This window comes from Microcystis sp. LE18-22.4A (assembly GCF_027531105.1).
Taxonomy (GTDB): Bacteria; Cyanobacteriota; Cyanobacteriia; order Cyanobacteriales; family Microcystaceae; genus Microcystis; species Microcystis aeruginosa.
Genome location: NZ_JAPZRB010000254.1, coordinates 1 through 7,012, shown reverse-complemented (window position 1 = coordinate 7,012; position 7,012 = coordinate 1). Strand labels below are relative to the sequence as shown.

Here is a 7,012-nt window from a genome sequence, read left to right as displayed (position 1 = left end):
CAATCTACCATATCCGCAAGCGATAGTATCACAGATTTTGCCATCAATAGTGATAAAATCGACTTATTAACTCAAGGTGGAACTGCCATGAATGCGCCTAGTAGTTTCAGTCGCGCTGCTGATAGCACTGTCACCACTTTACAGAATTTAGTCAATCAAGTATTTACTGATGCCAATGGAGCCACTACAGGTAATCAAGAATTAGGGGTTAATAGTGCCGCCTTAGTGCAAGTAACAACCGGTGCAATAGCTGGAACTTACCTCGTTATTAATGATAGCACGGCTGGCTTCCAATCCAGCAATGATTTATTAATAAATATCACTGGATTTACTGGCACTTTACCAGCTTTAGGGAGCATTCCGGTGGGTAATTTCTTTGTTTAATTAATACCTTTTTTCTAAAGTAATGGCAGAGATGGTTAATTACCATCACCCACACCCCCTCTCCCTTTTTGGGAGAGGACAGTAAGATGTCTGCCACGAATAAATAAAAATGGTATAACCTTACCTATCAAAACTTTGCCGTCACAATTTAGGACAACAATGGTATGCCATGGGCCTCTACTCTTCTTCATCTTCTTGACTTGACAAAGGCTTTTGTGCAACGTGGCGCACGAAAAGAATCTGCACAATATCGCCAGTGATGGTAAAGAGAATTCTGTAGGCACTACGTCCCTTACCATAAATAAGTTGTCGGATTTCTTCCTCCAAGAAATTATTTTCAAAAGCAAGTGAACAACGGTAAGGCATTTGCTCTAGTGACAGAATTGCTTTGTACAATCCTTCTAGCCACAACCTCGCTTTTCGAGGAGAATCTTTACTGAACCACAGATAGGCTTTTTCAATTCCCTGTTGTGCTTGCTGGTTGTATGACCACTTGATACTTTTGGCTCATGGAGAACTGTCCAGCTTATCGAACAATTCAGAGAAGAATTCCTCTGCCTTCTTACCTTTGCCTTGCTTCATCTCTTCAAGACCACGCTTGACTCCTTTAAGCGTCTCAACCAATTCAGCAGCTTCAAGAAGTGTCTGATAGGATTCCGCATCTTGCACGACGAGTGCTGCTTTCCCATCAACCGTAAGCACCAAAGGGTCTTTGGTTTGTTTGAGATGCTCTAGGAACCGGGTCGTGTTTCGTTTAAACTCAGTTAGAGAATGAATGTCTTTTGAAAGGTTGAGCATTATCCTAGCAGACAAAACGCATTTAATTGTATGCTACCACAAATTAATTCCCCTGTGACAAATACCCGCTCCTCTCACGGCTGGCTTCCAATCCAGCAATGATTTATTAATAAATATCACCGGATTTACTGGTGCTTTGCCAGCTTTAGGGAGCCTGACAGTGGGTAATTTCTTTGTTTAAGTATCTAAGCTCTTCTTCTAAGTCACCTAGAAAACGGGTTTCTCGGAGAAACCGGTTTTCTGTGTTAAAAATTGTCAGCTACACCCGCCATCCATTAGTCACATATTTCTTAACATAAAGTTTGACAACAACTGTGGTATAACTTCACAATAACTTGATATTATTATTACAATAGTCTCAAAAACAATGATCGAATTAAGTCCCGCCGCCGCTAGAGAAATTGAACGTTGGAGTCAAAGCCGTCGCCTGAGTGGTTCCTATCTGCGTTTGGCAGTAAAAAACGGTGGTTGTTCGGGACTTCACTACCATCTCGAATTAACCCCTATTGCGGCAGAAAATGATCGCTTTTATCAAAGTCAGGGTATTAATATTTTAGTCGATCCTGACAGCGATCGCTACCTACAAATTTTAAAATTAGACTATTCAGAAGATCTCATGGGTGGTGGTTTCCGTTTTACCAATGCCAACACCCAAAATACCTGCGGTTGTGGTCTTTCCTTTAGCACTTAATTAACTGCTCCAAATAGCCAAGACAACTAAAAGCGCATTAACCAGATAAAATGCTCCCACAATCTTGGTTTCCGTCCAACCACTTAATTCTAAATGATGATGAAAAGGAGCCATTTTTAACAATCTTTTGCCCTTGCCATCGGGTCCTTTTGTGGCTTTATAATAGATAACCTGAGCGATTACCGAAAGAGATTCCAGAAAGAACAGACCACTAATTAAAAATAATCCCCAGAGATGTCCAGTAATTAAACCCACTGCAGCTAAAGCACCTCCCAAAGCGAGGGAACCCGTATCACCCATGAACACTTTAGCGGGGTTGCGGTTATGAAAAATGAAGCCTAGACAAGCACCAGCAAAACAAGTGCAGAAAATCGCTAAATCCGGATGACTAGGGGCGATAATAAGACCTAAACCCAAAAAAGCGATCGCACCTGTTCCCCCCGCTAATCCATCCACCCCATCGGTGAGATTAGTGGCGTTACTTTCAGCCACAAGGACAAATCCCGCCAAAATCCAGAAGAAAAAGCCCAAAGGAATCACTAATCGACCCCAAAGGGTGATATCGGTACTAACCTGATTGACCAACATCCAGAGGCAAAAAAGCACCGCCCCCGTTATCTGTAAAATTAACTTCATCTGGGGAGATAGGCCTTTATTCGACTTATAACGCAGAATTTGCCAATCATCTAACCAACCGATACCCATGTAAACAAAGGTCAGCAAAGCAACCGCCACCACATTAGGGGCGAATTTAGACCAGATTAAAGCGAAAATAAGGGCTACTGGCACAAAAAAGCTGCCTCCCATTGTCGGGGTTCCTGCTTTCTTTAAATGAGCCTGGGGTCCATCTTCGCGCATGATCTGACCCATTTTCAAGCGCCGTAGCATCGGTACTACTTGACAACCAAGACCAGCACTGATTAACGTTGTGGCCATCAGGGGCAGTAACAGGGAATTAGTGGCCTGAAAAAAAACTACTAACAGAAATAGTAATCCCGTTAGTAGAATCAGGAGATGGGTTCCAGTGGGTTTTTTAAAGATAGGGGCGGAAAAAATGTTAGCGTTCACGACTAAAGCGCCAGATAAGGGTAAAATTTGCCAAAGAAGACGGGATTAATCTTCATCTAAGACTAATTCATCTTCGTCGTCATCATAACCGATATCATCGACATCCATGAGTTCAGATAGTTCCACATCTTCTTCGAGAGTGAGATCTGGTTCGGCGATTTTATCCCGGGGAATCATGCGATTATTTTTTTCTAACCACTCGACAATGGAAGCGTCTTTTTTTAGGGGAATAACCGCGGCCGGTTCGTAGCGGGGTTCTTGACGAATAGAAGGATTAAGCATAATCACTCGACGATTAACAGCAATCATTTCGAGTTTACCATGTCTTTTAAGGCTCTGATAATCTCTTGATTGGCCGCGGGGAAAGTGTAATTATCTAGTTCCTGGATAGTTACCCAGCGGATTTCTTCACATTCGATCGCTCTTGCTTGGCCACTGAGATAACGACAGTTATATACTTGTAGATTAACCCGAAAATGACTATAGGTGTGATCGATGGTGATTAAATGACTATCCACTGCGATTTCAATGCCAATTTCTTCTAATACCTCCCGTTTAATACATTCCTGTACCGTTTCATTGCCTTCGATTTTGCCACCGGGGAATTCCCAAAAACCGCCCAAGAGTCCCTTGGCTAGACGGCGATCGATTAAAATTAAATCTCGATCATCTCTAATTACGGCCACACCGATTTGTTTACAGGGTAAAGAGTCTGTTTCGGGAATCATAGCGGTTATTGGCGAAAAAATAGGAAAAAATAGTTAAAAACTGACTGCGGAAAATTGAGTCAAAAGATGATATAATCGAGAATTGTACGATTAACGATTAACAATGACAGTCAGTTCCGAATCAAAGTTTATTTTAAAAGTATTGTGGTTAGATCAGAACGTAGCGATCGCTGTGGATCAGGTGGTCGGCAAAGGAACTAGCCCCCTCACCGCTTATTTTTTCTGGCCGCGCAATGATGCTTGGCAACAACTGCAAGAGGAGTTAGAAGCAAAACACTGGATTGATGAGTCCGATCGCGTTGATGTTCTCAACAAAGCCACAGAAGTAATTAATTTTTGGCAAGAGTTACGCAATCAAGGCCGACAAATCCCCATGGCCGATGCACAGTTAAAATTCCCCGAAGTTGTGTTTAGTGGTAGCAATTAATTTATAAGCTGTTCGTAATTTAAATTGCTTGTTGAGACGAGGCAAGAGGCAAGAGTCAAAAGGCAACAGTCAAGGGATTGGGGAAGGTTCGGCTAATCTAAGAATAAGCGTTTTAAATGCGTCTTAGCTTAGCAGTTATCTTAATGGAGGGCTACAAAATCTCCAGTTTTAGGCAACGGGAAACAGGAAACTTTTTCAGTGATCACCGAGCAGTAGGAGAACAGCAACTTCTCAATAAGTACCTAAGCAAAATTAATTACACATATCTAAACACCTCTTGCCTCTTGCCTCTTGCCTCTTGCCTATCTTCACTAGGAAATTAATTGTGCACGACTACTTAACAGTATTCACTGAAACCTCAAATCTGATAACTGATAACTGATAACTGATAACTGAAAAAGAATCGGGTAGGTTTATATAAACCCGCCCGATTTTGCTTTAATTTAATTTGATTTGGTTGGGTTTAAACCGATACTAAACCGCCAGCGGCCTGGTATCTAGCGCGAGCTTTGCGCCATGCTTGTTGCGCTTGGATAGTTTTGCGACGGTCATCCCCTTTACTGACTTCATCGAGACGAGTTTGGGCCCGTTCGTATTCGGCGCGAGCTTTTTCTTTATCGATTTTTGAGCCTAATTCCGCCCCATTAACGAGGACTTTGATCTCATTATTTTCGACTTCGGCAAAACCGCCCAAAACTGCGATATTTTCCCAGTCTTTCCCCGGTCGAATTCGCATTACGCCAATATTCAGGGCAGTTAATAAAGGAGCGTGACCGCTAAGAATACCTAATTGTCCCGTGGAACTGGGTAGGATTACTTCTTCGGCCACGTTATCCCAGACAATGCGATCGGGTGTAATAACCCGTACTGTAATGCTCATTGGTGATAATAACGATAATTTTGGCAGATTTCTGGGTTAAGTAACCGCTAAACGCGGTTACTACTGACTTTTAATTAGCCTTTTTTGAGTTTTTCGCCTTTAGCGATCGCTTCATCGATATTGCCGACCATATAGAACGCTTGTTCGGGTAAGCGATCGAGTTCACCTTTGAGGATCATCTGGAAGCCTTTGATCGTATCAGCGAGGGTAACGTATTTACCCGGGGAACCGGTGAAAACTTCGGCCACGAAGAAAGGTTGCGAGAGGAAACGCTCAATTTTGCGAGCGCGGTCAACGGTGAGACGATCTTCTTCCGACAATTCGTCTAAACCGAGAATAGCGATGATGTCCTGTAACTCTTTATAGCGTTGCAGGGTAGATTGGACGGCGCGAGCGGTGCCGTAGTGTTCATCACCGACGATATCAGCTTGGAGCATAGTGCTGGTGGAACCGAGGGGATCTACCGCCGGATAGATACCTTTGGAAGCCAGACCACGGGATAGTACAGTTGTTCCGTCCAAGTGAGCGAAGGTAGTAGCGGGAGCGGGGTCAGTCAAGTCATCCGCAGGTACATAGACCGCTTGGATGGAAGTGATCGATCCTTCTTTGGTGGAGGTAATCCGCTCTTGCAGGTCGCCTACGTCAGTACCGAGGGTGGGTTGGTATCCTACCGCAGAAGGCATCCGACCGAGGAGCGCCGATACTTCCGAACCAGCTTGCACGAAACGGAAGATATTATCAATAAATAAGAGTACGTCTTGCTTGCTGACATCGCGGAAATATTCGGCCATGGTCAAAGCAGAGAGACCGACGCGCATTCTCGCTCCGGGGGGTTCGTTCATCTGACCGTAAACGAGGGCAATTTTCGAGTCTTCGGGGTTATCAGCGTTGATTACCTTGGATTCGATCATCTCGTTGTAGAGGTCGTTTCCTTCGCGGGTTCTTTCACCCACACCGCCAAAAACCGAGACACCACCGTGTTGAATGGCGATATTGTTGATTAATTCCATCATAATGACGGTTTTGCCCACACCAGCACCCCCGAAGAGGCCGATTTTGCCCCCTTGACGGTAGGGGGTGAGCAAGTCAATTACCTTGATACCGGTTTCAAAAACCGTCGGTGTTACTTCAAGATCGACTAATTTGGGAGCGGGACGGTGAATAGGAGAGGTTTCGGTGACGTTAACCGGTCCTTTTTCGTCCACGGGTTCACCAAGAACGTTAAAAATCCGACCGAGGGTGCATTTACCCACGGGAACGCTAATCGCCGCGCCGGTGTCCACGATATCCATGCCGCGCACTAAACCATCGGTGGTACTCATGGCAACGGCCCGCACTTGGTTATCACCGAGTAACTGTTGCACTTCACAAGTAACCGATAGATTTTGACCGGCGGAGTTAGTTCCTTTTACGGTTAAGGCATTATAAATACGGGGCAGTTTGCCACTGGGAAATTCGGCATCGATGACAGGACCGATGATCTGGACGATTTTACCAACGTTAGTTTCTGTTGTCGCTACCATTGTTTATGTCTACTCTGGGTTTTAGCTGATAACTCCCACAAGGGGAAAGTCTTAATTTTTTGTAAAATTAGCCAATACACAGCTTATCACGCTAGGGGATCAGATCAGTTATTTTCGCTATCAGCCCTCAGCAGTCGGTCGTCAGGAGACTCGGAGACGGGAGATTATTTTATTTGTTCCCCCCACTTCCCGCTTCCCGCTTCCCGCTCCCTGCTTAACAAACACAGGGGTTTGCCTTTAATTGAACGTTACCTCATGTCTCAAGGAGAAGATGGCCACAGTGTCGAGGGTTTAATTGCTCAAGATATAGGTTGGGATTTTTAAGGGGAAACTCTCTTTTAAAATTGGGGTTAACCACAGAAACCAAAAACCTACCTAGGGTCTGCTGAAAAAGTTTTTCCTAGGGGCAGGGTGTAGGGTGTGGGGTGTGGGGTGTGGGGTTTTACCCATTTTCATCGGGTAAATTACCTAATTTTCAGGGAAAAAGTCCCGGAATTTTCCCCCCGACCACTC

Annotated in this window: 10 protein-coding genes and 1 pseudogene; 4 read left to right on the top strand and 7 right to left on the bottom strand. The window is 44.4% G+C overall.

Annotated elements, in window-relative coordinates:
* Nucleotides 1–384: bluetail domain-containing putative surface protein (locus O9295_RS11765; protein ID WP_288033047.1), on the top strand; the 384-nt coding region annotated here is incomplete at its 5' end.
* Nucleotides 385–561: 177 nt separating this feature from the next.
* Here O9295_RS11765 and O9295_RS11760 read toward each other — a convergent pair.
* Nucleotides 562–831: a type II toxin-antitoxin system RelE/ParE family toxin gene (locus O9295_RS11760; RefSeq protein ID WP_230401259.1), complete on the bottom strand. Its 270-nt coding sequence runs from the start codon at nucleotides 829–831 to the stop codon at nucleotides 562–564.
* 60 nt (nucleotides 832–891) lie between these two features.
* Nucleotides 892–1,182, bottom strand: coding sequence for a type II toxin-antitoxin system Phd/YefM family antitoxin (locus O9295_RS11755; RefSeq protein ID WP_002754869.1), 291 nt, complete (start codon nucleotides 1,180–1,182; stop codon nucleotides 892–894).
* 76 nt (nucleotides 1,183–1,258) lie between these two features.
* On the opposite strand from O9295_RS11755, the pseudogene O9295_RS27380 reads away from it, so the two are divergent.
* Nucleotides 1,259–1,363, top strand: a pseudogene (locus O9295_RS27380) (bluetail domain-containing putative surface protein); the annotation flags it as partial.
* 186 nt (nucleotides 1,364–1,549) lie between these two features.
* The gene (locus tag O9295_RS11750) at nucleotides 1,550–1,873 is read left to right on the top strand and encodes a HesB/IscA family protein (RefSeq protein ID WP_288033046.1); all 324 of its coding nucleotides are present in this window, start codon (nucleotides 1,550–1,552) and stop codon (nucleotides 1,871–1,873) included.
* Here O9295_RS11750 and mraY read toward each other — a convergent pair whose 3' ends face one another.
* The 3 genes from mraY to mutT are packed head-to-tail and all read right to left on the bottom strand — an operon-like array spanning nucleotide 1,874 to nucleotide 3,669.
* On the bottom strand, nucleotides 1,874–2,941 hold the full coding sequence (gene mraY, locus O9295_RS11745; RefSeq protein ID WP_288033045.1) for a phospho-N-acetylmuramoyl-pentapeptide-transferase: 1,068 nt from the start codon (nucleotides 2,939–2,941) through the stop codon (nucleotides 1,874–1,876).
* A 45-nt stretch (nucleotides 2,942–2,986) separates the two neighbouring features.
* Nucleotides 2,987–3,250 carry a DUF3134 domain-containing protein gene (locus tag O9295_RS11740; protein WP_002735746.1) on the bottom strand — a complete coding sequence of 88 codons (264 nt, stop codon included), beginning with the start codon at nucleotides 3,248–3,250 and terminating at the stop codon, nucleotides 2,987–2,989.
* The gene (gene mutT / locus O9295_RS11735) at nucleotides 3,247–3,669 is read right to left on the bottom strand and encodes an 8-oxo-dGTP diphosphatase MutT (RefSeq protein ID WP_125731339.1); all 423 of its coding nucleotides are present in this window, start codon (nucleotides 3,667–3,669) and stop codon (nucleotides 3,247–3,249) included. The genes O9295_RS11740 and mutT overlap by 4 nt, the downstream gene beginning before the upstream one ends.
* Nucleotides 3,670–3,772: 103 nt before the next feature.
* Here mutT and O9295_RS11730 point away from each other — a divergent pair, with 103 nt between their 5' ends.
* Entirely contained in the window at nucleotides 3,773–4,096 is a 324-nt protein-coding gene (locus O9295_RS11730) for a 30S ribosomal protein PSRP-3 (RefSeq protein WP_002760450.1), read from the top strand.
* Between the two features lie 463 nt (nucleotides 4,097–4,559).
* Here O9295_RS11730 and atpC read toward each other — a convergent pair whose 3' ends face one another.
* Both atpC and atpD read right to left on the bottom strand, forming a co-directional pair.
* The gene (gene atpC, locus O9295_RS11725; RefSeq protein ID WP_147070145.1) at nucleotides 4,560–4,976 is read right to left on the bottom strand and encodes an ATP synthase F1 subunit epsilon; all 417 of its coding nucleotides are present in this window, start codon (nucleotides 4,974–4,976) and stop codon (nucleotides 4,560–4,562) included.
* 74 nt (nucleotides 4,977–5,050) lie between these two features.
* Complete coding sequence (gene atpD, locus O9295_RS11720; RefSeq protein ID WP_002737987.1) at nucleotides 5,051–6,499, bottom strand: F0F1 ATP synthase subunit beta; 1,449 nt, start codon at nucleotides 6,497–6,499, stop codon at nucleotides 5,051–5,053.
* Nucleotides 6,500–7,012 lie beyond the last annotated feature (513 nt).